Origin of the sequence: Streptomyces sp. NPDC058401, from assembly GCF_042722885.1 — a bacterium.
Taxonomy (GTDB): Bacteria; Actinomycetota; Actinomycetes; order Streptomycetales; family Streptomycetaceae; genus Streptomyces.
The window spans coordinates 1-26,801 of the sequence record NZ_JBHXKA010000110.1 but is presented as its reverse complement, the minus strand read 5'-3'; the positions used below and the strand labels follow the sequence as shown (position 1 = coordinate 26,801).

Here is a 26,801-nt window from a genome sequence, read left to right as displayed (position 1 = left end):
CACTTGCTTTGTCGTCGGCCGCTTCAGTTGTTTATATTTGTCTGCTTGGTTCTTTCCCGCCCACAATGAGGGTATGGGGGGCGGGGGGTCATCGAGCCCCGGCCCCCTTCCGTTGCTATGCGCCTGTCACGCCCCCGCGCAGTTCGGGCACACGCCGCGGTACGTGACCTCGACCGCGGACACCGTGAAGCCGAAGCGTTCGGTGTCCGGCAGGTCGGCCAGCGGGTTGCCCGCCGGGTGCACGTCGCGGATCGCGCCGCACTGGGCGCACACCAGGTGCTGGTGGGGGCGGTGGGCGTTCGGGTCGTACCGCTTGGCGCGCCGGTCCGTGGACACCTCCAGGACCTCGCCCAGGGTGACGAGCTCGCCCAGGGTGTTGTAGACGGTCGCGCGGGAGATCTCCGGCAGCCTGTCCACGGCGCGTGCGTGCACCTCGTCGGCCGTCAGGTGAACGTGGTCACCGTCGAGCACCTCGGCCACGACGCGCCGCTGTGCGGTCATGCGCCATCCGCGTCCGCGAAGTCGTTCCAGCAGGTCACTCATGTCTGCCAGCGTAACAGCGAGGGGATTCGGTGTAACTCCCGAATGAGTGTGGACTTGGATGCTTACTTGACTTAGACAAAGTCCATCGTAGGATCGGTTACGTTAGGGCGCAGGGCAGGTTTGCAGCAAATTTACGCAGGAGGCGCATAGTGACGACGCAGGGACCGCTCACCACGGAGGCCGGAGCTCCGGTAGCTGACAACCAGAACAGCGAGACCGCCGGCATCGGCGGCCCCGTCCTGGTGCAGGACCAGCTGCTGCTGGAGAAGCTCGCGCACTTCAACCGCGAGCGCATCCCGGAGCGCGTGGTGCACGCCCGCGGCGCCGGCGCCTACGGCACGTTCACGCTGACCCGTGACGTCTCGCAGTGGACCCGGGCGAACTTCCTGTCCGAGGTCGGCAAGGAGACCGAGACCTTCCTGCGCTTCTCCACCGTCGCGGGCAACCTCGGCTCGGCCGACGCCGTGCGCGACCCCCGCGGCTGGGCGCTGAAGTTCTACACCGAAGAGGGCAACTACGACCTCGTCGGCAACAACACCCCGGTGTTCTTCATCAAGGACGCCATCAAGTTCCCCGACTTCATCCACACCCAGAAGCGCGACCCGTACACGGGCTCGCAGGAGGCGGACAACGTCTGGGACTTCTGGGGTCTGTCGCCCGAGTCCACCCACCAGGTGACCTGGCTGTTCGGTGACCGCGGCATCCCGGCGTCCTACCGCCACATGAACGGCTTCGGCTCGCACACGTTCCAGTGGAACAACGAGTCCGGCGAGGTCTTCTGGGTCAAGTACCACTTCAAGACCGACCAGGGCATCAAGAACCTCACCCAGGCCGAGGCCAACCAGCTCGCCGGTGAGGACCCCGACTCGCACCAGCGCGACCTGCGCGAGTCCATCGAGCGCGGCGACTTCCCGTCCTGGACCGTGCAGGTCCAGGTCATGCCGGCGGCCGAGGCGGCCGAGTACCGCTTCAACCCGTTCGACCTCACCAAGGTGTGGCCGCACGCGGACTACCCGCTGATCGAGATCGGCAAGCTGGAGCTCAACCGCAACCCGGAGAACGTCTTCGCCGAGGTCGAGCAGTCGATCTTCTCCCCGGCGCACTTCGTCCCCGGCATCGGTCCGTCCCCGGACAAGATGCTCCAGGGCCGTCTCTTCGGCTACGGCGACGCCCACCGCTACCGCGTCGGCATCAACGCCGACCACCTGCCGGTGAACCGCCCGCACGCCACCGAGGCGCGCACCAACTCCCGCGACGGCTACCTGTACGACGGCCGCCACGCGGGTGCGAAGAACTACGAGCCGAACAGCTTCGGCGGCCCGCACCAGACGGACCGTCCGCTGTGGGTCTCCTCCGCCGTCACCGGCGGCACGGGCAACCACGCCGCGCCCTCGCACTCCGAGGACAACGACTTCGTCCAGGCGGGCAACCTCTACCGCCTGTACTCGGAGGACGAGAAGACCCGTCTGATCGAGAACCTCTCCGGCTTCATCGCCAAGGTTTCCCGCGACGACATCGTCGAGCGTGCGATCAACAACTTCCGCCAGGCGGACGGTGACTTCGGCAAGCGTCTGGAGGTCGCGGTCCAGGCCCTCCGCGCCTGATCGACGCCTTGCCGTAGCAGGCCGACGGGCCGGTGCTCCTCTTCGAGGGGCGCCGGCCCGTCGGCCGTTCCTACGCGGGCACGGAGGCGGGCACGGTGGTGCGCCGCGCCGGGGCCCAGCAGCGGATGACATCGCGTACGGACACGATGCCCACCGGGCCGCCGTGCTCCAGGACGATCAGATGACGGAAGCCGCCGTGGGCCATCGCCTCGGCGGCTTCCTGCACGGTGGCCTCCGGGGTGCAGAACACCACGTTGTTGGTGGTGTGCGCGCCCACGGACTCCCGGTCGGGATCGTGGCCAGCGCCGAGCGAGTTGAGGATGTCGCGCTCGGTCAGGATGCCGATGCCGCTGTGTTCGGGATCGAGGACGACGGCGGCGCCGACGCGCCGGCCGGACATCAGGCAGGCCGCCTGCCGCAGGGTGTGAGTGGGGCCGAGGGTGAGGATCACGGTGCTCATGGCGTCGCGGACGAGCATGAAGAGAGCCACCTCCTGGTGAGTCCCTCCGCTTGGGTGGGGTGCGCGTGAAGGGCCGCACTTAGAGAAGCCCTTCACAAGCGCACAAGTGGAGGAGTCTCAGATTCCCACGCACACGGAGTGTCAGCAAGGAGGCGCGTAAGGGGCACATTCGGCACGTACGGGCGCAGGCCACCGCCACGGCGGCGCGCGCCCGTCCCGTGAGCGTCAGCCGCGCGGGCGCAGCAGGTCCAGCATCTCCGCGTGCAGCAGACCGTTCGAGGCCGCCGCGTTGCCGCCGTGCACCCCGTCCGCCCCGTCCAGTGCGGTGAAGCGGCCCCCGGCCTCCTCCACCACGACCGCCAGGGCCGCCATGTCCCACAGGTTCAGCTCGGGCTCGGCGCACAGGTCGAGCGAGCCCTCGGCGACCATCATGTACGGCCAGAAGTCGCCGTAGCCCCGGGTGCGCCAGCACGCGCGGGTCAGGTCCAGGAAGCCGGGCAGCCGGCCCTGCTCCTCCCAGCCGCTCAGCGAGGAGTAGGCGAACGAGGCGTCGCCGAGGGTGGCGACCTTGGAGACGCCGAGCGCGGTGGTCTCGCCGAGCGCGCCGCCCGTGAAGGCGCCCCGGCCGCGCGCCGCCCACCAGCGGCGGCCCAGGGCCGGTGCGGACACCACGCCGACGACGGGACGGAAGACGCCGTCGGCCTGCTCCTCCATGAGGGAGATCAGCGTCGCCCACACCGGCACGCCGCGCACGTAGTTCTTCGTCCCGTCGATCGGGTCCACGACCCAGCGGCGCGGGCCGTCGCCCTTGAGGCCGTACTCCTCGCCCAGGATCGCGTCGGAGGGCCGCGCGGCGGCGATCCCGGCCCGGATGATCTCCTCGGTGGCGGTGTCGGCCTCGCTCACCGGGGTCATGTCGGGCTTGGTCTCGACCTTGAGGTCGAGGGCGCGGAACCGCTCCATCGTGGCGGTGTCCGCCGCGTCGGCGAGTTCGAGGGCAAGGCGCAGGTCATCGTCATACTCGGGCATGCCAGAACCCTACCCAGGCGGCCGGTTCGCCGGGGAAGGCGTCCACGGTGCGGCACGGGCACCCTTGACAGGATCTGTCGGTCCGTCAACTCTGACGGAAACGTCGACCGGAGGCGTCACAGGGGAGGCGACGGTGCCCACGGCCCGGGAGTCCTTGCTCGAAGCGGCGGGAGGGGCGCTCGCGGCGCGCCCGTGGCCGGCCGTGCGGATGACCGACGTGGCCGCGGCCGCGGGGGTCTCGCGGCAGACCCTCTACAACGAGTTCGCAGGCAAGACGGGGCTGGGCCACGCCCTGGTCCGCCGCGACGCGGCCTGGTACCTCGACGGGGTGGACCGGGCGCTGGCCGCCCCGGGGGCTCCGGCCGAAAGGCTCGCGGCGGTCGTGGAGTGGACCGTGCGCGCGGGCCGGGAGCGTCCCCTCGTACGGGCGCTGCTGACGGGGTGCTGGAACGGCAACTTACCCGTCCCGGCCGGCCGCGGGGTCCGGCCGGGACTGCCCGCGCTGGGGCCCGCCGAGCTGATCCGCGGGGTCCGCGAGCGGGCGCAAATCGCGTTCGGGGTGCAGGAGGGGGCGCAGTGGTGCGAGCTCGCCGTGCGGCTCGCGCTGTCCTACCTGGTCGCCCCGGCCGAGCCGCCGGGGCCGGGCCACGCCGGGCTGCTCCGGCTGCTCAGTGGGACGAGCCCGAGAGCTGGAGCCCGATGACGCCGAGGATCACCAGCGAGATCGAGACGAGTTTGAGCGTGGAGACCAGGTCCCCGAGGAAGACCATGCCGTAGATCGCGGTACCGGCCGCCCCGATGCCGGTCCACACCGCGTACGCCGGTCCCACGTCCAGCTTCTTCAGGGCCAGCGTCAGCAGACCGAAGCTGCCGAGCGCGAAGCACGCGAAGGCGATGGTCGGCCACAGCCGGGTGAAGCCGTGCGACAGCTTGAGGCAGACCGCGAACCCCGTTTCCAGGATCCCGGCGACCACGACCAGCAGCCACACCATGGCGTATGCCTCCCCGCGTCATGTGACGCGCTCACGGGACGGGCCCGGGCGTCACTTGGTGCGATTATGCATTTACCAGACATCGGGGGCGGCAAACCCCGCCGGTCCTTCACCCTTCGATCGGTTGCCCGGCCGCCGGCCGCCCGGTCAGTCGCCCTCGCGGCGCTCCCGCGTCTCCAGCAGCCGTCGCAGCGAGTACAGCCGCGCCGGATCCGCGTGGCCGTCCTCCACCCACTTGTCGAGCGCGCAGTCCGGCTCGTCGTGGCTGCACGCGCGCGGGCACCCCTCCGTCCCCGGCACCAGCTCCGGGAAGGCCAGGATGACCCGGGACGGGTCCACGTGGTGCAGGCCGAAGGACCGTACGCCGGGGGTGTCGATGACCCAGCCGTCCCCGCCCGGCAGCGGCAGCGCGAGCGCCGAGGTGGTGGTGTGCCGGCCGCGGCCGGTCACCGAGTTGACCACGCCCGTCGCGCGCTGGCGGCCCTCGGCGACCAGCGAGTTCACCAGCGTGGTCTTGCCGACGCCCGAGTGGCCGACGAAGGCGGTGATCCGGCCGTTCAGGTGCTCGCGCACCCGGTCGGCCGCGTCGCCCGCCGCCAGCTCCTCGCGGTTGGTCACCACGTAGTTCAGGCCGAAGGTCGAGTAGATCTCCAGGATCTTGTCCGCGGAGGTCAGGTCGGACTTCGTGAGCACGAGCAGCGGTTCCAGCCCGGCGTCGTACGCGGCCACCAGACAGCGGTCGATCATCCGGGGGCGCGGCTCCGGATCGGCCAGCGCCGTCACGATGGCCAGCTGATCGGCATTGGCGACGACCACGCGCTCGTACGGGTCGTCGTCGTCGGCCGTACGCCGCAGGACGGACTTGCGCGCCTCGATCCGCACGATGCGGGCGAGGGTGTCCTTCTTGCCGGACAGGTCGCCGACGATCCAGACCCGGTCCCCGACCACCGCCGCCTTGCGGCCCAGCTCGCGGGCCTTCATCGCGTGCACCGGACGGTCCTCGACCAGGCAGGTGAGCCGGCCGCGGTCCACGGTGAGGACCATGCCCTCGGCCGCGTCCTCGTGCTTGGGGCGGATCGTCGTACGCGGCCGGTTGCCCTTGGGGTTGGGCCGCTGGCGGATGTCGTCCTCGTCGGTGTTCTTGTTGTACCTGCGCATGGCGGGCCCTACGCTCCCACGCCTGCCGGAGCCGCTTCGGCCCGGGCGAGCATGTCCGCCCACATCTGCGGGAAGTCCGGCAGGGTCTTCGCGGTCGTCCCCACGTTCTCGATGAGCACGCCCTCCACCGCCAGGCCGATCACCGCGCCGGCCGTGGCCATCCGGTGGTCGTCGTACGTGTGGAACGTGCCGCCGTGCAGCGAGCGCGGCCGGATCCGCAGACCGTCCGCGGTCTCCGTGACATCGCCGCCCAGCCCGTTGATCTCCTTGGTGAGCGCCGCCAGCCGGTCCGTCTCGTGCAGCCGCAGGTGCTGCACCCCGCGCAGCACGGACTCCGAGTCGGCCAGCGCGGCGACCGCCGCGATGCCCGGGGTGAGCTCCCCGACCTCGCCGAGATCCACGTCGATGCCGTGGATCTTGCCGGTGCCGGTGAAGACCAGGCCCGCGTCCGTCAGCTCGCAGGAGCCGCCCATCTCCGTGAAGATCCGGCGCAGCGCGTCACCCGGCTGCGTGGTGCGGCGCGGCCAGTCCGGGATGGTGACCGTGCCGCCGGTGATCAGGGCCGCCGCCAGGAAGGGCTGCGCGTTGGAGAGGTCGGGCTCCACGATCAGGTCGCGGCCGAGCAGGGCGCCGGGAGCGACCCGCCAGACGTTCTTCTCGCCGCCGGACTCGGGGGTGTCGACCTGCGCGCCCGCCGCGCGCAGCATCTCCACCGTCATCCGGATGTGCGGCATGGACGGCAGGTTGGTGCCCACGTGCCGGACCTCGACGCCCTGGTTGAACCGCGGGGCGGAGAGTAGCAGCGCGGAGACGAACTGCGAGGAGTTGGTGGCGTCGATCTCGACGGTCCCGCCCTCCAGGGCCCCGCCGCCCTGGACGGTCAGCGGCAGCGCCCCGCGGCCGTCGTCGTCGATGCGGGCGCCGAGCGTGCGCAGCGCCGTGATGACCTGGCCCAGGGGGCGCTCGTAGGAGCGCGGGTCCCCGTCGAAGCGGATGTCGCCGGAGGCGAGGGTGGCGACGGGCGGCAGGAAGCGCATGACCGTGCCCGCGTTGCCGACGTCGACCGTGGCCGGACCGTGCAGCGCGGCCGGGATGACCCGCCAGGCCTCGCCGTTGTCGCCCTGTCCGGCGGAGCTGGAGGAGACCGTCTCCTCGATGCCGACGCCCAGCGCGCGCAGCGCGTCGGACATCAGCTGGGAGTCGCGCGAACGCAGCGGGCGGCGCACCCAGCCCGGCTCGGAGGCGAGCGCGGCAAGGACGAGCGCGCGGTTGGTGACCGATTTGGACCCGGGCACGGTGACGGTGGCCTGGACGGCGGTGTCGGCGAGCGGGGCGGGCCAGAGGGCGGGGAGCGCGGAGGTCTCGGTCATGGCCACCACTTTAGTGGCTTCCCATGGCCGCAGATCTTGATCACCGGGGGAGTCTCGGCGGGCGGACGGCAGCCGGTCGGCCGGCGGTCAGAGCGCCAGCAGCCAGCGGCCGCCGCCGACGAGCGAGCACAGCGCCACCACGTGGAAGAGCAGCAGCCACACCACCGGGTGCACGTGGGTGAGCCGTCCGAGCTGGTCCGCGTCGGAGTCGGGCGCACCGCCGCCCCGGCGCTTCGCCCCGAGCTCGAAGACCGGCCGGACGCCGCCGAGGAGCAGGAACCACACCACGGCGTACGCGAAGACCGCCTGCACGTCCGCCGGGGCCAGCCAGGAGACCAGGACGAAGGTGGCGCCCGTGACCAGCACCGTCAGCAGCCCGTACGCGTTGCGGATCATCACCAGCACCGCCAGCAGCAGGGCGGTCGCCGCCCACAGCAGCAGGGTGATCCGGTGCGCCGAGAGCAGGGCCGCGCCGCCCAGGCCGAGCAGGGAGGGCGCCGTGTACCCGGCGGCCGCCGTGAGGACCATCCCGAGGCCGGTGGGCTTGCCGCGGCTGACGGTGACCCCGCTGGTGTCCGAGTGCAGCCGGATCCCGTCCAGGCTGCGGCCCGTCAGCAGCGCCAGCAGTCCGTGACCGCCCTCGTGCGCGATGGTGATCGCGTTGCGCGACAGCCGCCACACCGGCCGGGGCCCCACCGCGACGAGCGCCGCCAGCCCCGTCAGGATCACCAGCCACTGGTCGGGCGCCGCCTGTATGCCGGTGAGCCGGTCCCACAGGCCGGCCGAGGTGCTGGTGTTCATGAGGTGGCGGACTCCTTGTGGTGGCATTCGGGTGACATGGCAGTGTGGCAGCCATGTGCGGTAGGTATGCAGCGAGTCGTGGGCCGGAGGAGCTGGCCGAGGTGTTCGGGGTGGAGCGGTGGGAGCCGGAGGAGGTGCTGGCACCCGACTGGAACGTGGCTCCGACGAAAGAGGTCCACGTCGTCCTCGACCGTCCTCTGAAAGACGCTCCGAGCCCGCGTCCGGTTCGCCAGCTGAGGGTCCTGAAATGGGGGCTCGTCCCGTCCTGGGCGCAGAATCCCGACGGCGCCGCCCGGATGATCAACGCCCGGTCCGAGACCGTCGCCGAGAAGCCGTCCTTCCGCCGCCCCTTCGCGCAGCGCCGCTGCATCATCCCGGCGGACGGCTACTACGAGTGGGTCACCGCCCACGACGAGCGGCAGCTGGAGGTCGAGGGAAAGAAGAAGCGGTCGCGCAAGCAGCCCTACTTCGTCCTGCCCTGCGACGGCTCCGTCTTCGCCATGGCCGGGATATACGAGTTCTGGCGCGACCGGACCCTGCCCGACGAGCATCCGCTCGCCTGGTGGGCGACCTGCTCGGTGCTCACCACCGAGGCCGAGACGGGTCCGCTCGGCGTCGCCCCCGCCGAGGGCCCGCGCTCGCTCGCCGACATCCACCCCCGGATGCCGCTGATGCTCACCCCGGACCGGTGGGACGCCTGGCTGGACCCGGCGCGGACGGACCCCGACGAGCTCCAGGCCCTGCTGGCCCCGCCGCCCGGCGGGCTGATGCGCGCCTATCCGGTGTCCACGGCCGCGAGCAACGTCCGCAACAACGGCCCCGAACTGCTGGAGGAGCTGGAAGGCCCCGAGGAGGGCACCCTCTTCTGACGCGCGGGGTGGTCCGAGGGGTCCGCGCGGGGTGGTCCGACGGGTCCCCGTGTCACTCCGACGGCCCCGGCGCTCCGGACGGACCCGGCATCACCCCCGCGGCGGCGGCCGGGCGGCATGATCGGGGCATGAGCAGCACGCGCACCGAGCACACCGAGACCGTCGCCACCCCGGCGGGCGAGGCCCGCATCACCTGGCACCCGGCCCCGGCGGGCACCGCCCGCCTGGTGCTCGCCCTGGGGCACGGAGCGGGCGGCGGCATCGAGGCCCGGGACCTGCGGGCCCTGGCCGCGGCCCTGCCCGCCCTGGGGATCACCGTGGCGCTGGCCGAACAGCCCTGGCGGGTCGCCGGGAAGAAGGTGGCCGCCGCACCCAAGGTGCTGGACGCGGGCTGGCACGCCCTGTGGCCCGCCTTCGCGGAGCCCGGGCTGCCCGTCGTCGCGGGCGGCCGCAGCGCCGGGGCCCGGGTCGCCTGCCGGACCGCCGCGGAGCTGGGCGCGGCCGGGGTGCTCGCGCTGGCCTTCCCGCTGCACCCGCCGGGCCGGCCGGAGAAGTCCCGGGCCGAGGAGCTGCTGGGCGCCGGGCGGCCGGCGCTGGTGGTCCAGGGGGGCCGCGACGCCTTCGGGCGGCCGGAGGAGTTCCCGGCGCGGGGAGCGCGCGCAGCCTCGTACGAGCTGGTGGAAGTGGAGGGCGGGGACCACGGCTTCGCCGTGCCGAAGCGGACCGGCCCCACGCAGGAGGAGGCCCTGGCGGTGATCACCGGGGCGGTGGCCGGGTGGCTCGGGCGGCTGCCGGTGTGACCTACGCCCCGGTGGCGGGGCGACTTTGGTCCGGAAACCGCGCCCCGCCGGGGAATGCGTCACCCGGACCGTCTGTTGTCCCGGATGTCGGTACGTACGGAGAAGACGTCGGAGGAGAGGCAACGCATGACCCAGGTCATCAGCCAGAACCGTCCGCAGGCCGCTGACCTGGACTGGACAGTGCTGCCCGCGCCCAAGCGCGGCACGGTTCGGGCGGCGGGCGACCGGGATGGTCGACTATTCTCCGATTCGAGCGGGTCCGCTTTCGGAGCCGCCACGCAGTCGGAGGAGGTGGGTCCTGTCGCCGGGACCGACGAAGGCCACGCGGAGGAGACGACCCCGGAGCGCAATGCGCGCTTCGAGAGGGACGCCCTCGGCTACCTCGACCAGATGTACTCGGCCGCCCTGCGCATGACGCGCAATCCGGCCGACGCCGAGGACCTGGTCCAGGAGACGTACGCGAAGGCGTACGCGTCCTTCCACCAGTTCCGTGAGGGCACCAACCTGAAGGCGTGGCTGTACCGCATTCTGACCAACACCTTCATCAACTCGTACCGCAAGAAGCAGCGCGAACCCCAGCGCAGTGCGGCCGAGGAGATCGAGGACTGGCAGCTTGCGCGCGCCGAGTCGCACATGTCGACGGGCTTGCGTTCCGCAGAGTCGCAGGCTCTCGATCACCTGCCCGATTCCGATGTGAAGGAAGCACTCCAGGCCATTCCGGAGGAGTTCCGCATCGCGGTCTATCTTGCCGACGTAGAGGGCTTTGCGTACAAGGAGATCGCGGACATCATGGGTACACCCATCGGTACGGTCATGTCGCGACTGCACCGTGGCCGCCGTCAACTCCGTGGAATGCTTGAGGACTACGCCCGTGAGCGCGGGCTCGTCCCGGCCGGCGCGGGAGAGTCGAACGACCTGAAAGGCTCGGGCTCATGAGCTGCGGAGATGCGCACGAGACGGAGTGCTCCGAGGTCCTGGACCACCTTTATGAGTTCCTGGACCAGGAGATGCCCGACAGCGACTGCACGAAGTTCGAGGCGCACTTCGGCGAGTGCAATCCCTGTCTGGAGAAGTACGGCCTGGAACAGGCCGTGAAGAAGCTGGTCAAGCGCTGCTGCGGATCGGACGACGTGCCGACCGACCTGCGCTCGAAGGTGATGGGACGGATCGAGCTCATCCGTTCGGGGCAGGCGGTGCCGGACCATGACATTACGGCCGCGTCGCCCGAGCCGGCCGTCGCCGAGCCGATGCCGGGATCAGCGGCGGGCTGAAAAAGTTGAAACCCGGCCGTGTTCGCCGGTGAAGTAGTACCCGATTGAACAATCTCGAACAGCCGCCCCCGGAAGGGCACTTCGTTCACTCGAAGGTGGTAATCCGGGGGCGTCCGCATGGTGCAATGCAAAAATGTGGCCCACCTCGCTCCGGGGCCCACTTATTCTCCCCATTCGGGTACTGGTTTGATTCGTACCTGACTTGCACGGCTCAGGGGGAGGAGAGCGCCATGCGGGTACTTCCGCCGTTGGCGCGCGCCTATGTCCTGGGCGCCGTCCTCGTCGGCCTCGCCTGCGTCGTCCCGGCCTTCACCGGTTCCGCCACCCCGTGGCCCTCCATCGGCCTGCTCGCCGTGCTGTACCTCGGCTGCGAACTCGTCAAGGTGTGCCCGCTCATGGGCCACCGGGTGCCCGAGGGCCTCGGCTCCTTCTTCCCCGTGGTGCTGGCCGCCGTCTTCCTCCTGCCGCCCGCCGCCGCGGCCCTCGTCGCCCTGCCCGGCGGACTCGCCGGGACCGTGACGGCGCGGCCCGCAGGAGTGCGCCGCATCTGGCACGGGGCGCAGCAGTCCATAGCCGCCTTCACCGCCGGACAGGTCTACGGGCTGCTGGGCGGGCCCGGCGCCCTGGGCGCGGGCTCCTCCGGCGGGACCGGGCCGCCGGGACCGCAAGGCCCCGCGGGACCGGCCGCCTGGGTCGCCGACTTCCCCTACGCCATGCTCCCCGCCGCCGCCGCGGCCGTCGCCTTCTGCCTGGTGCTCACCGCCCTCGACGGCTGCATCCTGGCCGCCGCCGAACGCCGGCCCGCCGCCACCGCCTGGCGGGGCCTGGTGACCCGCTCCCTCGCCCCGCACTGCGTCCACGGCCTCGCCGGACTGATGATGGCCGTGATGTGGCGCAGCCCGTACGGACTTCCGGCCGCACTGCTCGTCATGCTGCCGATGTACATCTCCTGCTGGGTCTTCGCCCAGTACCACCGCGAGCGCGCCGCCCACCAGGCCACCATCCGGGCACTGGTCCAGGCCGTCGACATCAAGGACCGCTACACGCGCGGCCACAGCGAGCGGGTCGGGCAGGCCTCCGCGATGATCGCCCGCGAGCTGGGCATGGGCGAGGAACGCCTCGAAGTCGTCCGCATCGCCGGGATCCTGCACGACGTGGGCAAGCTCGGCGTCCCGACCCGGCTGCTGCGCAAGGACGGACCGCTGACCCCCGAAGAGCGCAGGATCATCGAACTCCACCCCGAGTACGGACACGAGATGGTGCGCGGCATCGGCTTCCTGGGCGAGGCCCGCGCGGCGATCCTGCACCACCACGAGCGGGTGGACGGCTCCGGCTACCCCTACGGGCTGACCGGGGAACAGATCCCGGTGCTCGCCCGGGTCGTGGCGGTCGCCGACGCCTTCGACGCGATGACCTCGACCCGGTCCTACAGCAGGGCCCGGCCCGTACGGGTCGCCCTGGCCGAGCTGGAACGGTGCGCGGGGGCCCAGTTCGACCCCGACATGGTGCAGGCGCTCGTCGACGCGATCGGCCGCCAGGGCTGGCATCCGAAGGTGACCTCGGACGACGACCTCCAGGTGATCCCGGCCCCACCCGCCGGGACCGCCGGCGAGGTTCCCGCCGCCGCGGCGGAGGGGACCCCGCGCGAGGCCGTGCCCGCCGGCGCGGCGCTGACCGGACTGCCCGCCCAGGCCGGTCACGGCGGAGCCGCGCCGCAGGGCCGCGGGGCCGCGCCGCAGGCCCGGGGCGGGAGCGGCCCGCTCCCCGCCGCCGGGGACCCGTGCCACTGCGTGCCCGGGCCCGCCCCGGAACCCGGAGCGGCCGCCGAGGAGGCGCCGCGGACCCCCGGCTCCCCGGCCGCGGGGGCCACCGCGTGAGGGGCTGGGCCGTCGGCATCGTGCGCGGGGCCGCCGCGGCGCTGACCGTGGTCGCGCTCGGCCACACCGTGTGGAACGGCCTGACCGATCCGGGCATCGCCCTGGCCTTCGGCACCCTGATCACCATCGGTGAGCTCGCCCGCCGGGACAGCGGCGACGCCGCCCGCCAGCAGCCCGCGCCGCTCGGATCCGCGGGGGCCCTCGCGTACGCCCTGCTCGGGCAGAACGCCGGAGCCCCCACCCACCACGGGGTCCTGCAGATCGTCGCCGTGGTGGTCGCGGCCGCGCTCCTCGGGATCGTCCCGCACATCGCCCGGGGCCGCGGACCCGCCCTCGACCACCTGGCCCGCCGCGTCCTCACCGTCACCTTCGCCGCCGTCTGCTTCCAGCCGCTCTACAACTCCGGACAACTGGAGCACCGGGTCGGCCAGGGCCCGTACCTCGTGCTCTTCCTGGTCCTCGTGCTCGGGCTCACGGCCCTGTGCGACGCGGTCCTCGGCGCCGTCCTCGCCGGGGCACGGACCGGCTGGCCGTTCGCCCCGCTGCTGCGCGACGAGCTCCGCGCCCAGCTGGGCATCGGCTCTGCGATCTGCGCCACGGGCGTGGTCATGGCCCTCGGGGTCGCCGTCGCCGGTCTGTGGGCGGTGCCCGTCTTCAGCGTGCCCCTGCTCCTGACCCAGATGTCCTTCCACCGGATCACCGCCATCCGCACCACCTACCGCCAGACCATCACCTCCCTCGCCCGCGCCACCGAGATCGCCGGCTACACCCGGCCCGGCCACTCCCGCCGGGTCGCCGCGCTCAGCTGCGCCGTGGGCCGGGAGCTGGGCCTCTCGGAGCGGGAGCTCACGGTCCTGGAGTACGCCGCCCTCATGCACGACATCGGGCAGCTCTCCCTCGTCGACCCGGTCCCGGCCGGGGCCACCGCCGAGCTCCCCGAGGCCGAGGCCCGCCGGATCGCCGGGCTCGGCGGCGAGGTGGCCCGCCAGACGGGGGTGCCGGCCGAGGTCGCGGTCGTCGTGGAGCTGCAGGCGGATCCGTACCGTGACCAGCCCGTCGCCGCCCGCATCGTGCGCGCGGTCAACGCGTACGACGACCTCTGCGGCGGGGCCCGTCACCCGGGCGGCTCATTGGAGGCCCTGGAGCGGCTGCGCCTGGGGACCGGGCACGATTACCAGCCGGAAGTCGTGGAGTGTCTCGCCAGGGTGCTCGCCCGGGGCGGACGTGCCAGAGTCGTACCCGTCCCGCCTGGGTAACCCATGGGTAATGAGCGGCCGTCCGAGTGGGCATGGTTGGATGCCAGTGGGAGTGTTCCCAGCGGGAGTGTTCCCGGCAGGAGTGTCGCAGCAGGAGTGTTCGCAGCAGGAGTGTCCCGAGCAAGAGTGTCCGGCAGGCGGGAATCGTGAGGATCTTCGGGAAGGTACGCCATCGGCCCTCCGCCTCGTGGCGGCAGGCCACCGACCGCGCGTTCACGCTGATCGGCGACGGTCGGTACGAGGACGCGGGCGCGCTGCTGACCAGAGCGGCCGACCTGGAACCCTGGCTGTCCGAGTCCTGGTTCAATCTGGCGCTGCTCCACAAGTTCCGCCACGACTGGGAGCAGGCCCGCGCCGCCGGACTGCGCGCCGTGGCCCTGCTCGACCGGGAGACCGGCGCCCCGGACTGGTGGAACGTCGGCATCGCCGCCACCGCGCTGCAGGACTGGCCGCTGGCCCGCCGCGCCTGGCAGGCGTACGGGCTGAAGGTGCCCGGAGACCCGCACGGCACGGGCAGCCGCCCCGGCGGGCCCGCCCACGGCGAACCGGTCGGCATGGAGCTCGGGAGCGCGGCCGTGCGGCTGTCGCCCGAGGGCGAGGCCGAGGTGGTCTGGGGCCGCCGGCTGGACCCGGCCCGCATGGAGGTCCTGTCGATCCCGCTGCCCTCCTCGGGGCGGCGCTGGGGCGAGGTCGTCCTGCACGACGGGGTCCCGCACGGCGAACGCGTCACCGCGGCCGGGCCCTCGTACCCCGTCTTCGACGAGATCGAGCTGTGGGCGCCCTCCCCGGTGCCCACCTGGGTGGTCCTCCTGGAGGCGGCCACCGAGGCCGACCGCAACGCCCTGGAGCAGCTGGCCTCCGACGCGGGCTTCGCCGCCGAGGACTGGTCCTCCTCGGTGCGGCTGCTGTGCCGGACCTGCTCGGAGAGCGCCATGCCGAGCGGCGAGGGCGACGGGGAGCACCTGGATCCGCACGACCACAGTGAACCGGGTCACCCCGGCCCGCTGGGCCACCGTACGGCCGGGTCCGGATCCCTGTGGGTGCCCGAGCGGGAGTGCGGCATCGCGGCGCCCGCGGGCCTGGTGCGCGGGCTGCTCGACGGCTGGGTCGCGGACAGCCCGGACAGCCGGGAGTGGCGGGATCTCGAAGAAGTCTGCTGAGCCGGGGCCGTAGTCTGTACCGGCACATCGGTGACTGGTGGACTTACGGAAGGCGTACGGCGGACATGGCGCAGCAGGAGAACGACGTGGTCGGGGTCGAGGGTGTGAACGACGGGTACGTCGTGGACACCGAGGACTGTGAGGCGCGCGAGCTCGCCCACCGCGAGCGCGGCACCGCCCGCCCGATCACGGTGGTCGGCAACCCGGTCCTGCACCGCGAGTGCAAGGACGTCACCGAGTTCGGCGACGAGCTGGCGCAGCTGATCGACGACATGTTCGCCAGCCAGAAGGCCGCCGAGGGCGTGGGCCTCGCCGCGAACCAGATCGGCGTCGACGCCAAGGTCTTCGTCTACGACTGCCCGGACGACGACGGCAACCGGCACACGGGCGTGGTGATCAACCCGAAGCTCGTCGAGCTGCCGGCCGCCGCCCGCATCCTGGACGACTCGAACGAGGGCTGCCTGTCGGTCCCGACCGCCTACGCCTCGCTGGCCCGCCCGGACTACGCCGAGGTGACCGGCCAGGACGCGCAGGGCAACCCGATCAAGGTGCGGGGCACCGGCTACTTCGCGCGCTGCCTCCAGCACGAGACCGACCACCTGTACGGCTACCTGTACATCGACCGGCTCTCGAAGCGGGACCGCAAGGACGCGCTGCGGCAGATGGAAGAGGGCACGCCGCGCTACGAGACGGTTCCCAACGCGTAGCTCTCGTACGCCGTACGTACGTGAAGGGCGCCCCGCTCCGGTCAGGAGCGGGGCGCCTTTCCCGTGGAGCGGCGCGGCGTCAGTCCCAGCCGAGGTCGCTCGGGTCGGCCTCGGCCGGGTGTCGGCCGACGGTCCGGATGACGCGTGTCATGGGAACCCCCTGTCGTATGCGAACCTGCAAACCGTAGGGCAAAACGATCAAGGTCGGGGAAAATTCCCGGCCACTGGACGGCGCCGGCCGGGCCTCAGGCCGCAGAAGGGCCCCGGAACGTGCGCCGGAAGGCGTTCGGAGTGGTGTTCAGCGTCCGCAGGAAGTGGTGGCGCAGGGCGGCCGCGGTACCGAAGCCGCAGCGGCCCGCGATCGCGTCGACCGTCTCGTCGGTGGCCTCCAGCAGCTCCTGCGCCAGCAGGACCCGCTGGCGCAGCACCCACTGGTACGGGGTGGTCCCCGTCTCCTGGAGGAAGCGGCGGGCGAAGGTCCGCGCGGACATGTGGGCCCGCTCCGCGAGCTGCTCGACCGTGATCTCCTCGTCCAGGTGGCGGGCCATCCAGCCGATCACCTCGCCCACGGTGTCGCAGGAGGTGCGGGGCAGCGGACGCCGGATGTACTGCGCCTGCCCGCCGTCCCGGTGCGGCGGTACGACCATCCGCCGGGCGATGGTGTTGGCCACCTCGGAGCCCTGCTCCTGCCGGACGAGGTGCAGGCACGCGTCGATGCCGGAGGCGGTGCCGGCCGAGGTGATCACCTGGCCCTCGTCCACGTAGAGCACGTCCGGGTCGACCCGGGCCCGCGGGAAGCGGCGGGCCAGGGCCGGGGCGTGCATCCAGTGCGTGGTGCAGCGCCGGTCGTCCAGCAGCCCGGCCGCGCCCAGCATGAAGGCCCCGCTGCACACGCTCAGCACCCGCGCGCCCCGGTCCACGGCCCGCCGCAGGGCTTCGAGGAGCGGCTCCGGATACACCCGGGTGGGGGCTTCGCGGTCGGCGGGCAGACAGACCAGGTCCGCCTCCTCCAGCCGCTCGGGCCCGTAGGGGAGCGTGAGGCGGTAGTGGCCGTCGCCCGCGGTGATCGGGTTGTCCTCCATCGCGCAGAGGGCGAAATCGTAGGTCGGCAGGCCCATGGCACTGCGATCGACCCCGAAGACCTCGCAGAAGATGCCCATCTCGAAGGGCGTGACCCCGTTCACCACGGCCACGGCGACGTTGTGGAGGGAGGAAGTGAGGGGGGAAGGCTTCACCATGCCCCCAGTGTGGCAGTAATTCGCTCTTTCATGACAGTCCTGCCACTGTCCGGTTTCGGCCGCCGTGGCGAGAGTGGAGTCGTGAACACACTCCTCGACTACCTGGTCGTCCTCGCCCTCGCCGCCCTGCTCCTCGGTCCCGCCCTCTACGGAGCCCTGCGCGAGCGCCGCCTCGAACGGCAGATCCGCGCGGCCGGGCAGCCCGCCCGGAGCGGCCGGCGGGGTCGGGCGAGAACCGGATCCCGCTCCTCGTCCCCGCAAGCACTGCGGCCCCGCCCGGGAACCTGGTGAGCCAGGTGGATCTTCCCGTGGGCGGGGCCGTGAGCAACCGGGGGCGGCGGCCTAGAAGTCCTCGTCCAGGTCGACCGTGCCCTCGACCGCGACCTGGTAGGCCGACGGGCGGCGCTCGAAGAAGTTCGTCAGCTCCTGGACGCCCTGGAGCTCCATGAAGGAGAACGGGTTCTGCGAGCCGTAGACCGGCGCGAAGCCGAGGCGGACCAGGCGCTGGTCCGCGACGCACTCCAGGTACTCGCGCATGGACTCGGTGTTCATGCCCGGCAGGCCGTCACCGCACAGGTCGCGGCCGAACTGCAGCTCCGCCTCCACGGCCTCCTTCAGCATGTCGACGACCTGCTGCCGGAGCGCGTCGTCGAAGAGCTCCGGCTCCTCCTTGCGGACCGTGTCCACGACCTCGAACGCGAAGTTCATGTGCATGGTTTCGTCCCGGAAGACCCAGTTCGTCCCCGTCGCCAGGCCGTGCAGCAGGCCGCGCGAGCGGAACCAGTACACGTACGCGAAGGCGCCGTAGAAGAACAGGCCCTCGATGCACGCCGCGAAGCAGATCAGGTTCAGCAGGAAGCGGCGCCGGTCGGCGGCCGTCTCCAGGCGGTCGATCTTCTCCACCGAGTCCATCCAGCGGAAGCAGAACTGCGCCTTCTCGCGGATCGACGGGATCTCCTCGACCGCGTCGAAGGCGGCCGCGCGGTCGTCCGGGTCGGGCAGGTAGGTGTCGAGCAGCGTCAGGTAGAACTGGACGTGCACGGCCTCCTCGAAGAGCTGGCGCGACAGGTACAGGCGCGCCTCCGGGGAGTTGATGTGCTTGTACAGGGTCAGCACGAGGTTGTTCGAGACGATCGAGTCGCCCGTCGCGAAGAACGCGACCAGCCGGCCGATCATGTGCTGCTCGGACGGCGTCAGCTTCGCGAGGTCCGAGACGTCCGAGTGGAGGTCGACCTCCTCGACGGTCCAGGTGTTCTTGATCGCGTCCCGGTAGCGCTCGTAGAAGTCCGGGTAGCGCATGGGGCGGAGCGTGAGCTCGAAGCCCGGGTCCAGGAGGTTCTTGGTGGTCTGGGTGGAGCTCATTACTGGCAGGCCTCGCAGGACTCGGGGTTCTCAAGGGAGCAGGCGAGCGCTTCCGCAGCGGCCGCTTCCGCGGCGGCGTCGGCGTCGAGGAGCTCGACGGGCTGGGGGAGCGCCGCCGGGGTGGCGGCCTGCGCGGCGCGGGCGATCTTCGTCGCCGGGCGCGAGCGCAGGTAGTACGTGGTCTTCAGACCCTGCTTCCAGGCGTACGCGTACATCGAGCTGAGCTTCCCGATGGTGGGCGTCTCCAGGAACAGGTTCAGCGACTGGGACTGGTCGAGGAAGGGGGTACGAGCCGCCGCCATGTCGATCAGTCCGCGCTGCGGGATCTCCCACGCCGTGCGGTACAGCTCGCGGACCTCCGCGGGGATCCAGCCGAAGCCCTGGACCGAGCCGGAGGACTCGCGCAGCGCCTCGCGGGTCTGGGCGTCCCAGACGCCGAGCCGCTTGAGCTCCTGCACCAGGTAGCCGTTGACCTGGAGGAACTCACCGCTCAGGGTCTCGCGCTTGAAGAGGTTGGACACCTGCGGCTCGATGCACTCGTACACGCCCGCGATGGAGGCGATGGTCGCCGTCGGGGCGATGGCGAGGAGCAGGGAGTTGCGCATCCCGGACTTCGCGATCCGGGCGCGCAGCGCGTCCCAGCGCTCCGGCCAGTTCAGCTCGACCTCGTAGTGGTCCGGGTGCAGGACGCCGCGGGCCGTGCGGGTCTGCTCCCACGCGGGGAGCGGGCCGCTGCGCTCGGCCAGGTCGCAGGAGGCCTCGTACGCCGCGAGCATGATGCGCTCGGAGAGCTTCGTGGACAGGGCCTTCGCCTCGGGGGAGTCGAAGGGCAGCTTCAGCTGGAAGAAGACGTCCTGGAGGCCCATCGCGCCCAGACCCACCGGGCGCCAGCGGGCGTTGGAGCGGCCGGCCTGCTCGGTCGGGTAGAAGTTGATGTCCACGACGCGGTCGAGGAAGGTGACCGCGGTGCGGACGGTCTCGTCCAGGCGCTCCCAGTCGATCTCCCCGTCCACCACGAAGGCGCCGAGGTTGACCGAGCCGAGGTTGCAGACGGCGGTCTCGCCGTCGTTGGTGACCTCGATGATCTCGGTGCAGAGGTTCGAGGAGTGGACGACGGTGCCCGGCTCGGCGGTCTGGTTCGCCGTGCGGTTGGAGGCGTCCTTGAAGGTCATCCAGCCCTGGCCGGTCTGCGCGAGGGTGCGCATCATCCGGCCGTACAGGTCGCGGGCGGGCATGGTCTTGCGGGCCAGGCCCGACTCCTCGGCCTTGCGGTAGGCGGCGTCGAACGCGTCGCCCCACAGGTCGACCAGCTCGGGGACGTCGGCCGGGGAGAACAGCGACCAGTCGGCGTCGGCGTTCACGCGGCGCATGAACTCGTCCGGCACCCAGTGGGCGAGGTTCAGGTTGTGCGTACGGCGCTGGTCCTCGCCGGTGTTGTCGCGGAGCTCCAGGAACTCCTCGATGTCCGCGTGCCAGGTCTCCAGGTAGACCGCGGCGGCGCCCTTGCGGCGGCCGCCCTGGTTCACGGCGGCGACGGAGGCGTCGAGGGTCTTCAGGAACGGCACGATGCCGTTGGAGTGGCCGTTCGTGCCGCGGATCAGCGAACCGCGGGCGCGGATGCGGGAGTACGAGAGGCCGATGCCGCCGGCGTGCTTGGAGAGGCGCGCGACCTGGTGGTAGCGGTCGTAGATCGAGTCCAGCTCGTCCAGCGGGGAGTCCAGCAGGTAGCAGGAGGACATCTGCGGGTGGCGGGTGCCGGAGTTGAAGAGGGTGGGGGAGGAGGGCAGGTAGTCGAGGCGGCTCATCAGCCGGTAGAGCGAGGCCACTTCCTCGACGGCCTGCACGCCGTCGTTCTCGGCGAGGCCGGCGGCCACGCGCAGCATGAAGTACTGCGGGGTCTCGATGACCTGGCGGGTGATCGGGTGGCGCAGCAGGTAGCGGCTGTGCAGGGTGCGCAGGCCGAAGAAGCCGAAGCGGTCGTCGGCGCCCTCGGCGAGCGCGTGCTCGACCAGGGAGTCGAGCCGGTTCGCGTGCAGGCGGACGAAGTCCGCGGTGCGGTCGGCGATCAGGCCCTCGCGGTGACCGACCTCGACGGACTCGGAGAAGGAGGCGGAGCCCTGGCCGGCGGCCTCGTCGCGGACGGCCAGCGTCAGCAGGCGGGCGGCGAGGCGGGAGTACGCCGGGTCCTCGGAGATCAGCCCGGCGGCCGCCTCGGTGGCGAGCGTACGCAGCTCCGCCTCGTCGGCGGCGGCGCTGCGGCCGCGCAGTGCGGCGGCGGCGACCCGGCCGGGGTCGGTGTCGGGCAGGTCGGCGGTCAGCTCGGTGAGCGTACGCAGGAGCGCGGCCCCCGGACCCTCATAGGCGGACGGGTCGGACTCGGCGCGCGGTGCGGAAGGCGCGATGGTCACGGGGGGAGCTCTCCCTCGCTCGGCTCCGGGAACACCTTTGGTGCGGGGCGCGAGGGGGCGCACGTGGGGGCGCGCATGCCTGGCAGGGCAGTGCGCATGCGCCACGTGGCGTCCACCGGCCCAACCGCGAGGCCCGGACGTGTCTGCACCCGGATCGGTCGAGCCGGGCACGCTGTCGACAGGTCCTCGGACTTGCGGATGCACCGAGCGGGTCGGTGCATTTCATACCGTTGCGGGACAGTTCCGGATTCTCACCGGATTCCCCTGCGACGACAGCGAGCACGAGCATACATGTGGGGGCCGGTCCTTGCGTGAGCCCCCACATGTTGTGTCGGTCCCCGAGACGGTCCGTGACTACAGCTCCAGGCGGTAGGTGAGCAGGGGGAGGCCCGGAACCGGGTACCAGTCCCGCTCGGGCGTCCGTACGAAGCCCAGCCGGTCGTAGATCCGGTGCGCCCCGAGCATCTTCTGCGTGGTCGACAGCACCAGGTGGCCCACGCCCTCCAGCTCCCGGGCGCGGCTCACGCAGGCCCGTACGAGGGCCTCGCCCGCGCCGCGGCCGCGGGCCGCCGGGGAGACGGCCAGCATCCGGAACTCGGCCTCGCCGGGGCCCGCGATATCGCACAGCGGGCTGCCGGGAGGGGCGAAGGTCACACCGCCGAGCAGGGTGTCCTCGTACGCGGCGACGAGCACCTCGCCGTCGGGGGCGCGGCCGGCGACGTCGCGGAGCCGGCTCAGGTAGGGGTCGTCCGCGGAGAAGGTGAGGAGTCCGTCGTCGAGGTAGGCCCGTGCGGTGATCTCGCCGAGCTCTTCGTATTCGGCGGCCGTCGCCGCCCTGATGATGATGTCCATGGCATCGAGTGTGCGCCAGGGCAAGCAGAGGGGCCGCCGCGTTCCGTCGGGTGGACGGATGCGCGGCGGCCCCGTGCGGGCTCACCGGTTCAGCAGCAGCGGAACCCCGTGCGCGGGTCGCCCTCGCGGGCGTCCGTACGGGCCCGCTCGAACTCCCGGCGCGACGGGACCGCCGCGTCCGGGTCGTGCGCACGGGCGTGGGCCACGTAGTGGTCGTAGGCGGCCTCGCCCGAGAACTCGCGTACGAAGAACCGGGCCCGGCCCAGTACGTGCCGCAGGCGCGTCATCACGCCGGCTCGCGTACGGAGTCCTTCGCCCGGCCCCCGCCCGAGTCGAGTCCGGCGGCGGCGAGTTCCGCCCGCTCCTCGGCGGTCGGGATCAGACCGGCCGGGGCGACGAGCTCGGACTCGGTCCACGGGACCTCGGCCAGGGTGACCGACTCGGGCGCGCGGATGGCCTTGAGGCAGGTCCGGGCCGCGTCCACGAGCACGATGATGATCAGCAGGGCGAAGAACACCGACAGGACGCCGTCCACGGTGGCGTTGGTGACCACGGTGTGCATCTCGTCCATGTTCTTGGCGGGCTTGAGGACCTTGCCCGCGTCGATCCCGTCCTGGTAGACGTCCCGCTGGGCGAAGAAGCCGATCTTCGGGTTGTCGGAGAAGATCTTCTGGTAGCTGGCGGTGAGCGTGACGGCCAGGTCCCAGGCCAGCGGAACGCCCGTCACCCAGGCCCACTTGAGCCGGCCGGACTTGATCAGCAGGGTGGTGCAGACGGCCAGGGCGACCGCGGCGAGCAGCTGGTTCGCGATGCCGAACAGCGGGAAGAGCTGGTTGATGCCGCCCAGCGGGTCCTTGACGCCGACCCAGAGGAAGTAGCCCCAGCCGCCGACGACGACGGCGCTGGCGAACCAGACGCCCGGCTTCCAGCTGATGTCCTTGAAGGACTTGTGCACGTTGCCGAGGGTGTCCTGGAGCATGAAGCGGCCCACGCGGGTGCCGGCGTCCACGGTCGTCAGGATGAACAGGGCCTCGAACATGATCGCGAAGTGGTACCAGAACGCCTTCATCGAGGAGCCGCCGATCACGGCCGAGAAGATCTCCGACATTCCGAGTGCGAAGGTCGGAGCGCCGCCCGTACGGGACAGCAGGCTGGTCTCCTCCACGTCCTTCGCGGCCTGGGCGAGGTCCGCGGGGGAGATGGCGAAGCCGAAGTTCGTGACCGCCTGCGAGGCCGTCTCGACGGTGGCGCCGACGACCCCGGCGGGGGAGTTGATGGCGAAGTAGAGGCCCGGGTCGATGATGCAGGCCGCGATGATCGCCATGATGGCGACGAAGGACTCGGTCAGCATCGCGCCGTAGCCGATGACCTTGACCTGGGTCTCCTTCTGGATCATCTTCGGGGTGGTGCCCGAGGAGACCAGGGAGTGGAAGCCGGACAGGGCTCCGCAGGCGATGGTGATGAAGACGAACGGGAACATCGAGCCGGCGAAGACCGGGCCGTCGCCGCGCGAGGCGAACTCGGTGACCGAGGGCATCTTCAGCGTCGGCATGGCGATGACCACGCCCACGGCCAGCAGCCCGATGGTGCCCACCTTCATGAAGGTGGAGAGGTAGTCGCGCGGGGCGAGCAGCATCCACACCGGCAGGACGGACGCCACGAACCCGTAGGCGATCATCCAGAGGACCAGGGTCTCCTTCTCCAGGGTGAAGAAGTCCGCCATCGAGGACTCGGCGACCCAGCCGCCCGCGACGATGGCGAGCAGCAGCAGCGCGACGCCGACGACGGAGACCTCGGTGACCTTGCCCGGGCGCAGGACGCGCAGGTAGAAGCCCATGAAGAGGGCGATCGGGATGGTCATGCCGATGGAGAAGACGCCCCACGGGGAGTGCGCCAGCGCGTTGACGATGACCAGGGCCAGCACGGCCAGCAGGATGATCATGATGGCGAAGACGCCGATCAGCGCGGCGGCGCCGCCGACCGGGCCGATCTCGTCCCGGGCCATCTGGCCGAGCGAACGGCCGTTGCGCCGGGTGGAGAAGAAGAGCGTGACCATGTCCTGGACGGCGCCCGCGAAGATCACGCCCACGACGATCCAGATGGTGCCGGGCAGGTAGCCCATCTGCGAGGCGAGTACGGGACCGACGAGCGGTCCGGCGCCGGCGATGGCGGCGAAGTGATGGCCGAAAAGCACCCGCCGGTCGGTCGGGTGGAAGTCGACACCGTTGTCAAGGCGCTCGGCGGGGGTGGCGCGGGTCTTGTCCACCTTCAGTACGCGGTTCGCGATGAAGCGCGCGTAGAAGCGGTAGCCGATCGCGTACGAGCCCAGGGCGGCGGCGAGCAGCCAGGCGGCCGAGATCTCCTCGCCGCGCGAGAGCGCCAGCACGCCCCAGCCGATGGCCCCCACGAGCCCGACCAGCACCCATACGGCCACGGCCTTGGGGGACATGGCCCCTGATGGAGAAGGCGAGTCCGGCGTGGTGCCCGGACTCGCCGCGTCCCGTCCCGTCCGTGTCGCTGTCGGTTCCGGTTCCGTCATGATCCTCGTCCCCTCGTTGATCATCTGCGTGAGCGCAGGGAATCTACGGGGGACCGCCCGCTGGACGTAAGCCCCCGTCCGTATAGCGGAACGAGAGTCAACTACGAATCAGACGGCGGGGCGCTGGAGTCGGGCGACGAACTTGTAACGATCGCCGCGGTACACGGAACGCACCCACTCGACGGGCTCCCCGTCGGCGTCCAGCGAATGGCGCGAAAGCATCAGCATCGGCAGTCCGACGTCCGTGCCGAGCAGTCCGGCCTCCCGCGGGGTGGCCAGCGAGGTCTCGATGGTCTCCTCCGCTTCGGCGAGGCGCACGTCGTACACCTCGGCGAGGGCGGTGTAGAGGGAGGTGTACTTGACGAGCGAACGGCGCAGCGCGGGGAAGCGCTTGGCCGACAGGTGCGTGGTCTCGATGGCCATCGGTTCCCCGCTGGCCAGGCGGAGCCGTTCGATGCGCAGGACCCGGCCGCCGGTGGTGATCTTGAGGAGGCCGGCGAGGGTGTCGTCGGCCGTCACGTAGCCGATGTCCAGGAGCTGGGAGGTGGGTTCCAGGCCCTGGGCCCTCATGTCCTCGGTGTACGAGGAGAGTTGGAGCGGCTGGGAGACCTTCGGCTTGGCGACGAAGGTGCCCTTCCCCTGGATCCGCTCCAGGCGCCCCTCGACGACGAGCTCCTGGAGAGCCTGCCGCACCGTGGTGCGCGAGGTGTCGAACTCGGCCGCGAGCGTGCGCTCGGGGGGCACGGGTGTACCCGGTGGAAGGGTTTCGGTCATATCGAGCAAGTGGCGCTTGAGTCGGTAGTACTTGGGCACGCGTGCCGTGCGGGTGGCCGCCCCGCTGTCCGGCTCCGTGATCGCCCCTTCGGTGGCCATCGCCGCCCGCCTTCCCGACTCCAGTTTCGTTGCCGTCACCGGCTCCTCCGATATGTGCGGTCACATCGTGACACGGGAGGGAGGGCGGGCCTCCTCCCTCCCCCAGGTGTCGGTCCGATAACGGACCGAGCACCCGCTCATTAGACCCTTGACACCCCTAAAGGTCTAGGCCAAGCTCCAGCTACTGGTCTACACCAATATGGATCAGATCCCGGCCCCACGGGCAGTACTTGGTGCTTTTTGAGTCACCGCGGCGGGCAAGGGAAGTTGCAGGCAGCATCCCTGAGGAGGGTGGCGTGAAGCGCAAGCTCATCGCGGCGGTCAGTGTCGCGGGCATGATGGTCGGAGTCGCGGCGTGCGGCAACGGCGGCGACGACAAGCCGAAGGCCGACGCGGGTGGCGCCAAGGAGATCACCGTCTGGGTGATGGACGGCTCCGCACCGAAGACCTGGATCGACGCGGTCAACGCGGAGTTCTCCGCCAAGCACCCCGGTGTCACGGTCAAGGTAGAGGTCCAGCCCTGGAAGGGCATCCAGGAGAAGGTCACCACGGCCCTCTCCGAGAACACCCCGCCGGACGTCCTGGAGCTCGGCAACACCCAGACCGCCGGTTACGCGGTCACCGGTGGTCTCGCCGACCTGACCAAGGACAAGGCGAAGCTCGGCGCGGACGCCTGGGCCAAGAGCGGTCTGGCCTCGGCCGAGATCGACGGCAAGCTCTACTCCGCTCCGTGGTACGCGGCCAACCGCGTCGTCATCTACGACAAGAAGGCCTTCGAGAAGGCCGGCGTCACGGCGCCCAAGACCCGCGACGAGTGGGTCGCCGGTCTGGAGAAGCTGAAGGCGGCCGACCCGGCCTCCCAGCCGATCTACCTGCCCGGCCAGAGCTGGTACGTCCTCGCCGGTCTCATCTGGGACGAGGGCGGCGACCTCGCCGTCAAGGACGGCGCCAAGTGGAAGGGTGGTCTCGGTACCCCCCAGGCCGCTTCCGCGATGGAGTTCTACAAGAAGCTCCAGTCCTTCTCCACCGCCCCGAAGGACAAGGACGAGGCGAACCCGCAGCAGTCCACCGACGTCGTTCCCAAGGGTGGCGTCGCCTCCTGGATCGGCCTCGGCTGGGAGGCCGGCGGTGCCGAGAAGGCGCTGAAGGACGCGGGCAAGGAAGCCGACTTCGGTTACTTCCCGATCCCGGGCAAGACCGCCGACAAGCCGGGCACCGTCTTCCTCGGTGGCTCGAACCTGGCGATCGCCGAGCGCTCCAAGAACAAGGACCTCGCCAAGGAGTGGCTGGCCCTCGCCGCAGGCAAGGACCAGATGACCAAGTACGCCGCCGAGACCAAGGGCGCGCTGCTCCCGAACCAGACCGGCGCGAACTTCGCCCCGGCCGCGGGCTCCTTCGCCGAGGCGATGGCCAAGGCCGGCGTCAACGGCAACATCACCCCGGTGACCCCGGGCTGGGCCAACGTCGAGACCGAGCCGAACCCCATCAAGGAGTTCATGACGAAGGTCCTGAAGGGTGACGACGCCGCCAAGGCGGGCGCGGACGCGGACAAGGAAATCGCGAACCGCATCAACAAGTAACACCCCGAAGTACCCGTACTGAACGCACCGGGGGCGCGGTGGGCGCCCAGAG

At 71.3% G+C, this 26,801-nt stretch carries 26 protein-coding genes and 1 riboswitch; of the genes, 12 read left to right on the top strand and 14 right to left on the bottom strand.

The genetic code is table 11. The annotated features are described in order from the left end of the window. Positions 1-126 precede the first annotated feature (126 nt). Positions 127-543: a Fur family transcriptional regulator gene (locus ACFWNV_RS30405; protein ID WP_327254864.1), complete on the bottom strand. Its 417-nt coding sequence runs from the start codon at positions 541-543 to the stop codon at positions 127-129. Positions 544-692: 149 nt separating this feature from the next. Between ACFWNV_RS30405 and ACFWNV_RS30400 the strand changes: the two genes are divergently transcribed. Then, on the top strand, positions 693-2,147 hold the full coding sequence (locus tag ACFWNV_RS30400; protein ID WP_383953240.1) for a catalase: 1,455 nt from the start codon (positions 693-695) through the stop codon (positions 2,145-2,147). 70 nt (positions 2,148-2,217) lie between these two features. Here the strand turns inward: ACFWNV_RS30400 and ACFWNV_RS30395 are convergent, their stop codons facing one another. Both ACFWNV_RS30395 and hisN read right to left on the bottom strand, forming a co-directional pair. Continuing rightward, positions 2,218-2,625, bottom strand: coding sequence for a cyclic nucleotide-binding/CBS domain-containing protein (locus ACFWNV_RS30395; RefSeq protein ID WP_383953246.1), 408 nt, complete (start codon positions 2,623-2,625; stop codon positions 2,218-2,220). Positions 2,626-2,832: 207 nt separating this feature from the next. Further along, the gene (gene hisN, locus ACFWNV_RS30390) at positions 2,833-3,636 is read right to left on the bottom strand and encodes a histidinol-phosphatase (RefSeq protein ID WP_383953238.1); all 804 of its coding nucleotides are present in this window, start codon (positions 3,634-3,636) and stop codon (positions 2,833-2,835) included. Between the two features lie 133 nt (positions 3,637-3,769). Between hisN and ACFWNV_RS30385 the strand changes: the two genes are divergently transcribed. Next, positions 3,770-4,339 (top strand): TetR/AcrR family transcriptional regulator, encoded by a 570-nt coding sequence (locus ACFWNV_RS30385; RefSeq protein ID WP_383953236.1) that lies wholly within the window; start codon positions 3,770-3,772, stop codon positions 4,337-4,339. Here the strand turns inward: ACFWNV_RS30385 and ACFWNV_RS30380 are convergent. From ACFWNV_RS30380 to ACFWNV_RS30365, 4 genes are all read right to left on the bottom strand, one after another. Next, positions 4,305-4,628: a DMT family transporter gene (locus ACFWNV_RS30380; RefSeq protein WP_383953234.1), complete on the bottom strand. Its 324-nt coding sequence runs from the start codon at positions 4,626-4,628 to the stop codon at positions 4,305-4,307. The genes ACFWNV_RS30385 and ACFWNV_RS30380 overlap by 35 nt on opposite strands. Before the next feature lie 147 nt (positions 4,629-4,775). Next, positions 4,776-5,786 carry a ribosome small subunit-dependent GTPase A gene (gene rsgA, locus ACFWNV_RS30375; RefSeq protein ID WP_383953231.1) on the bottom strand — a complete coding sequence of 337 codons (1,011 nt, stop codon included), beginning with the start codon at positions 5,784-5,786 and terminating at the stop codon, positions 4,776-4,778. Positions 5,787-5,794: 8 nt separating this feature from the next. After that, the gene (gene aroA / locus ACFWNV_RS30370; protein WP_383953229.1) at positions 5,795-7,156 is read right to left on the bottom strand and encodes a 3-phosphoshikimate 1-carboxyvinyltransferase; all 1,362 of its coding nucleotides are present in this window, start codon (positions 7,154-7,156) and stop codon (positions 5,795-5,797) included. An 87-nt stretch (positions 7,157-7,243) separates the two neighbouring features. Continuing rightward, positions 7,244-7,957: a M50 family metallopeptidase gene (locus ACFWNV_RS30365; protein ID WP_383953227.1), complete on the bottom strand. Its 714-nt coding sequence runs from the start codon at positions 7,955-7,957 to the stop codon at positions 7,244-7,246. Positions 7,958-8,010: 53 nt separating this feature from the next. Here ACFWNV_RS30365 and ACFWNV_RS30360 point away from each other — a divergent pair, with 53 nt between their 5' ends. The 8 genes from ACFWNV_RS30360 to def all read left to right on the top strand — a co-directional run bounded on the left by ACFWNV_RS30360 (position 8,011) and on the right by def (position 15,897). Then, positions 8,011-8,826 (top strand): SOS response-associated peptidase, encoded by an 816-nt coding sequence (locus ACFWNV_RS30360; RefSeq protein ID WP_383953225.1) that lies wholly within the window; start codon positions 8,011-8,013, stop codon positions 8,824-8,826. A gap of 128 nt (positions 8,827-8,954) precedes the next feature. Then, on the top strand, positions 8,955-9,626 hold the full coding sequence (locus ACFWNV_RS30355) for an alpha/beta family hydrolase (RefSeq protein ID WP_383953223.1): 672 nt from the start codon (positions 8,955-8,957) through the stop codon (positions 9,624-9,626). Between the two features lie 291 nt (positions 9,627-9,917). Further along, positions 9,918-10,562, top strand: coding sequence for a sigma-70 family RNA polymerase sigma factor (locus ACFWNV_RS30350; protein WP_008741505.1), 645 nt, complete (start codon positions 9,918-9,920; stop codon positions 10,560-10,562). Next, positions 10,559-10,897: a mycothiol system anti-sigma-R factor gene (rsrA, locus tag ACFWNV_RS30345; RefSeq protein WP_383953221.1), complete on the top strand. Its 339-nt coding sequence runs from the start codon at positions 10,559-10,561 to the stop codon at positions 10,895-10,897. Before ACFWNV_RS30350 ends, rsrA begins: the two co-directional genes overlap by 4 nt. Before the next feature lie 230 nt (positions 10,898-11,127). Further along, positions 11,128-12,774 carry an HD domain-containing phosphohydrolase gene (locus tag ACFWNV_RS30340; RefSeq protein WP_383953219.1) on the top strand — a complete coding sequence of 549 codons (1,647 nt, stop codon included), beginning with the start codon at positions 11,128-11,130 and terminating at the stop codon, positions 12,772-12,774. Continuing rightward, a complete protein-coding gene (locus ACFWNV_RS30335; protein ID WP_383953217.1) occupies positions 12,771-14,030 on the top strand; it encodes an HD-GYP domain-containing protein in 1,260 nt (419 codons plus the stop codon). The genes ACFWNV_RS30340 and ACFWNV_RS30335 overlap by 4 nt, the downstream gene beginning before the upstream one ends. A 146-nt stretch (positions 14,031-14,176) precedes the next feature. Beyond that, a complete protein-coding gene (locus ACFWNV_RS30330; RefSeq protein ID WP_383953216.1) occupies positions 14,177-15,190 on the top strand; it encodes a tetratricopeptide repeat protein in 1,014 nt (337 codons plus the stop codon). Positions 15,191-15,255: 65 nt separating this feature from the next. Beyond that, complete coding sequence (def, locus tag ACFWNV_RS30325) at positions 15,256-15,897, top strand: peptide deformylase (protein ID WP_383953214.1); 642 nt, start codon at positions 15,256-15,258, stop codon at positions 15,895-15,897. 245 nt (positions 15,898-16,142) lie between these two features. Here def and ACFWNV_RS30320 read toward each other — a convergent pair whose 3' ends face one another. Then, the gene (locus tag ACFWNV_RS30320; RefSeq protein ID WP_383953212.1) at positions 16,143-17,135 is read right to left on the bottom strand and encodes a helix-turn-helix domain-containing protein; all 993 of its coding nucleotides are present in this window, start codon (positions 17,133-17,135) and stop codon (positions 16,143-16,145) included. 81 nt (positions 17,136-17,216) lie between these two features. Here ACFWNV_RS30320 and ACFWNV_RS30315 point away from each other — a divergent pair, with 81 nt between their 5' ends. Further along, positions 17,217-17,426, top strand: a complete 210-nt coding sequence (locus tag ACFWNV_RS30315; protein ID WP_383953210.1) for a hypothetical protein — start codon at positions 17,217-17,219, stop codon at positions 17,424-17,426. Between the two features lie 51 nt (positions 17,427-17,477). Here the strand turns inward: ACFWNV_RS30315 and ACFWNV_RS30310 are convergent, their stop codons facing one another. The 6 genes from ACFWNV_RS30310 to ACFWNV_RS30285 form a co-directional block, all read right to left on the bottom strand. After that, the gene (locus ACFWNV_RS30310; protein WP_383953208.1) at positions 17,478-18,497 is read right to left on the bottom strand and encodes a ribonucleotide-diphosphate reductase subunit beta; all 1,020 of its coding nucleotides are present in this window, start codon (positions 18,495-18,497) and stop codon (positions 17,478-17,480) included. Further along, positions 18,497-20,905, bottom strand: coding sequence for a ribonucleoside-diphosphate reductase subunit alpha (locus ACFWNV_RS30305; RefSeq protein WP_383953206.1), 2,409 nt, complete (start codon positions 20,903-20,905; stop codon positions 18,497-18,499). The genes ACFWNV_RS30310 and ACFWNV_RS30305 overlap by 1 nt, the downstream gene beginning before the upstream one ends. Before the next feature lie 181 nt (positions 20,906-21,086). Next, a riboswitch (cobalamin riboswitch) is annotated at positions 21,087-21,169 on the bottom strand. Between the two features lie 90 nt (positions 21,170-21,259). Further along, entirely contained in the window at positions 21,260-21,757 is a 498-nt protein-coding gene (locus ACFWNV_RS30300; protein ID WP_383953204.1) for a GNAT family N-acetyltransferase, read from the bottom strand. A gap of 89 nt (positions 21,758-21,846) precedes the next feature. Further along, positions 21,847-22,044: a YbdD/YjiX family protein gene (locus ACFWNV_RS30295; RefSeq protein WP_383953244.1), complete on the bottom strand. Its 198-nt coding sequence runs from the start codon at positions 22,042-22,044 to the stop codon at positions 21,847-21,849. Further along, positions 22,044-24,206, bottom strand: a complete 2,163-nt coding sequence (locus ACFWNV_RS30290) for a carbon starvation CstA family protein (protein ID WP_383953202.1) — start codon at positions 24,204-24,206, stop codon at positions 22,044-22,046. Before ACFWNV_RS30290 ends, ACFWNV_RS30295 begins: the two co-directional genes overlap by 1 nt. A gap of 198 nt (positions 24,207-24,404) precedes the next feature. Continuing rightward, complete coding sequence (locus ACFWNV_RS30285) at positions 24,405-25,169, bottom strand: GntR family transcriptional regulator (protein ID WP_383953242.1); 765 nt, start codon at positions 25,167-25,169, stop codon at positions 24,405-24,407. A gap of 296 nt (positions 25,170-25,465) precedes the next feature. On the opposite strand from ACFWNV_RS30285, the gene ACFWNV_RS30280 reads away from it, so the two are divergent. Beyond that, positions 25,466-26,749, top strand: coding sequence for an extracellular solute-binding protein (locus ACFWNV_RS30280; RefSeq protein WP_383953200.1), 1,284 nt, complete (start codon positions 25,466-25,468; stop codon positions 26,747-26,749). Positions 26,750-26,801 lie beyond the last annotated feature (52 nt).